Source organism: Actinosynnema sp. NPDC059797 (assembly GCF_042732085.1).
GTDB lineage: Bacteria > Actinomycetota > Actinomycetes > Mycobacteriales > Pseudonocardiaceae > Actinosynnema.
The window spans coordinates 1-3662 of record NZ_JBHWIE010000544.1 but is presented as its reverse complement, the minus strand read 5'-3'; the positions used below and the strand labels follow the sequence as shown (position 1 = coordinate 3662).

The 3662-nt window shown below is 75.6% G+C and carries 2 protein-coding genes; both read right to left on the bottom strand.

The window, feature by feature from the left end; genetic code table 11:
- A partial coding sequence (locus tag ACFV4N_RS41345) for a beta-ketoacyl synthase N-terminal-like domain-containing protein (protein ID WP_499678154.1) occupies window positions 1-620 on the bottom strand: 620 nt, incomplete at its 3' end.
- 11 nt (window positions 621-631) lie between these two features.
- A partial coding sequence (locus ACFV4N_RS41340) for an SDR family NAD(P)-dependent oxidoreductase (RefSeq protein WP_499678153.1) occupies window positions 632-3662 on the bottom strand: 3031 nt, incomplete at its 5' end.

Genomic DNA, 3662 nt, shown 5'->3' with positions numbered 1-3662 from the left:
CGCAGCGCCTGCCACGCCAGGTGCAGCGCCACCAGCGACGACGAGCAGCCGGTGTCGACGGTCAGCGCCGGGCCCTCCAGGCCGAGGTGGTAGGACACCCGGCCGGACACCAGGCTGCCGGCGCCGAAGCTGTTGAAGTAGTCGTGGTAGACCACGCCCGCGTACACGGCGGTCCGGCTGCCCTTGAGCCCCAGCGGGTCGATGCCCGCGTGCTCCAGCGCCTCCCACGCGGTCTCCAGCAGCACGCGCTGCTGCGGGTCCATCTCGGCGGCCTCGCGCGGGCTGATGCCGAAGAACCCGGGGTCGAACTGCGGCGCGTCGTGCAGGAAGCCGCCGCGCCGCACGTAGCTGGTGCCCGGGTGCTCCGGGTCCGGGTGGTACAGCGCGTCCACGTCCCAGCCGCGGTCGGTCGGCATGTCCGAGATCGCGTCGGCGCCGGAGCGCAGCAGCTCCCACAGGTCGTCGGGCGAGGCGACCCCGCCGGGGTACCGGCAGCCCATGCCGACCACGGCGATGGGCTCGGCCGCCCGCTCCCGCAGCTCGCGCAGCTCCTGGCTGGTCTCGTGCAGGTCGGCCGTCACCCGGCGCAGGTACTCGCGGAGCTTTGCTTCGTTGGACATCGAACCACCGTTCACGAGTTGCCGAGCCTGTCGTCGATGAACCGGAAGAGGTCGTCGTCGCTGCCGCCCTCGAGCAGGTCCGCGACGCTCACCTCTTCCCCTGGGCCGCCCTCCGCGCGCTGACCACCGGTGGCCAGCGCCAGCAGGGCCTTGAGCCGGTCGGCCACCTCGGTGCGCACGTCCTCGCCCAGGCCGTCGGCGAACGCCGCCTCCAGCCGGTCCAGGTCGTCGAGCACCGGCGAACCGCCGGCGGGCGCGAGTTCCAGCCGGAGCTGCTCGGCCAGCACGGTCGGGTTGGGGTGGTCGAAGACCAGGGTCGCGGGCAGCCGCAGCCCGGTCTCCGCCGCCAGCGCGTTGCGCAGCTCCACGGCCGTCAGCGAGTCGAAGCCGGACTCGCTGAACGCCCGCTCCGGGTCCACGGCGTCGGCGCTCGCGTGCCCGAGCACCACCGCGACCTGCGCGCGCACCAGGTCGAGCAGCAGGGCCCGCTGGTCCGCCTCGGCCAGGCCGGACAGCCGCCCGGTCAGGTCGGTCGGGTCGACGACCTCGGCCGGGCCGGTGTCCTCGCGCAGCGCGGCCCGCGCCTCGGGCACGGTGTCCAGCAGCGGGCGCGGCCGGGACAGCGCGTAGGCCGGGGCGAACTTCGCCCAGTCGATGTCGGCGACCACCGTGTGCGCCTCGTCGCGGTCCAGCACGCCCTGGAGCGCGGAGATCGCGAGCGCCGGGTCCATCAGGCCGATGCCCATCCGGGTGAGCTGGCCGGTGGCGTCGCCGGAGGCCATGCCGCCGCCGCCCCACGAACCCCAGGCCACCGAGGTGCCCGCGAGGCCGCGGGCCCGGCGGTGCCGGACCAGGGCGTCCACGACGGTGTTGCCGCCGGCGTAGCCGAGCTGGCCGCCGGAGCCCCACACCGCCGCGCCGGAGGAGAACACCACGAACGCGTCCAGCTCCCGCTCGCCCAGCAGCTCGTCCAGGTGCAGCGCGCCCGCCACCTTCGCGTGGCCCACCTCGGCGAACTCCGCCAGCGAGACGTCGTCGATGCCGGACTCGCGGTGCATGACACCGGCCGCGTGGAACACGGACCGCAGCTCGGGCAGCGAGCCCAGCAGCGCGGCCAGGGCGTCCCGGTCGGCCACGTCGCACGCCACGACCTCGGCCTTGCCGCCCAGCTCGTCGCGCAGCTCGGCCGCGCCGGGCGCGTCCAGGCCGCGCCGCGAGGTCAGCACCACGTGCTCGGCGCCGTTGTCGACCAGCCAGCGGGCCAGGTGCGCGCCGACGCCGCCCGTGCCGCCGGTCACCAGGACCGTGCCGCGCGGCTGCCACCGGTCGCTCGCGGGCACGCCCGGCACCCGCACCAGCCGGCGGCCGAAGACACCGGACAGCCGGACCGCGACCTGGTCCTCGTCGCCGCCGGACAGCACGCCGGCGAGCCGGTCGAGCACCCGCGCGTCGGTCGTGCGGGCGGGCTCGGCGGGCAGGTCCACGACACCGCCCCAGGTGCGCGGCCGGTCGAGGCCCAGCACCGTGCCGATGCCCCACAGGGAGGTCTGGAGCAGGCCGCCGGGCTGGTCGAACCGGTCCACGGCCACCGCGCCCACCGTGCCGAACCACACCGGCGCGGACACGCCCGCGTCGTCCAGGCCCTGCACCAGCGCCACGGACGCGGCCACACCGGTCGACAGCGACACCGACAGCGGGTGCGGGCGCTCGTCCACCGCGAGCAGGGACAGCACGCCCACGGGGGTGGTGCCGCCCAGCGCGGCGCGCACCGCCTCCGCGATTCCGGCCCGGTCGGGCTCGGTCACCGAGACGGGCACCACGTCCGCGCCGCGCGCGGCCAGGCCGTCGGCGATCGCGCCCACCCGGTCGTCGCCGGAGGCCAGCACCGGGGCCACCACGAGCCAGGTGCCGGTCAGCAGGCCCGGCGCGTCGGGCACCGACCGCCACTCGACCCGGTAGCGCCAGGAGTCCACGGTGGACTCGTCGTGCAGGCGGTTGCGCCACGACGACAGGGCGGGCAGCACCTCGCCCAGCGCGGCGGCGTCCACCGCGAGGTCGGTCGCCAGCGACTCCAGGCCGCCCTGCTCGATCGCGGTCCAGAACGCGGTGTCCGCGGCGCTGCTGCCGACCGCGGCGGTCACCGCGGCCTCGGGCGCGTCGATCCAGTACCGCTCGTGCTGGAACGCGTAGGTCGGCAGGTCCACCCGCCGCGCGCCGCGACCGGCGAAGAAGGCCGCCCAGTCGACCGGCACGCCGTGCGCGAACGCCTGGCCCACGGCCGCGGTCAGCGTCGCCACCTCGTCGCGGTCGCGCCGCTGGGTGGCCACGAGCGCGCCGTCCACCTGCGCCATGCCGGTGAGCACGCCGTCCGGGCCGACCTCGACGAACCGGGTCACGCCCTGCGCGGCCAGCGCGGTCACGCCGTCGTGGAACCGGACGGCCTCGCGCACGTGGCGCACCCAGTGGTCGGGGGTGGTCGGGTCACCGGTCGAGATCAGGGGGATCCGGGCGGGCTCGAACGCCACCCCGGCGACGACCTCGCGGAACTCCTCCAGCATCGGCTCCATCAGCGGCGAGTGGAACGCGTGCGACACCGCCAGCCGCTTCATCCGGCGGCCCTCGAACTTCACCGCGATGTCCTCCACCGCGTCGGCGGCGCCGGACACGACGATCGACGTCGGCCCGTTGACCGCGGCCAGGTCGACCCGGTCGGTCAGCAGCGGGAGCACTTCCTCCTCGGTGGCCTCCACCGCGAGCATCGCCCCGCCGGGCGGCAGCGCCTGCATCAGCCGACCGCGGGCCTCGACCAGCCGGCAGCCGTCCTCCAGGGAGAACACCCCGGCCACGTGGGCCGCCGCGATCTCGCCGATCGAGTGACCGGCCAGGAAGTCAGGCTTCACGCCCCAGGACTCCAGCAGGCGGTAGAGCGCCACTTCGAAGGCGAACAGCGCCGGCTGGCTGAACTTCGTCTGGTTCAACAACTCCTGGTCGTCACCGAGCACGACTTCCTTCAGCGGCAGGTCGAAGCCCGCGCACACCGCG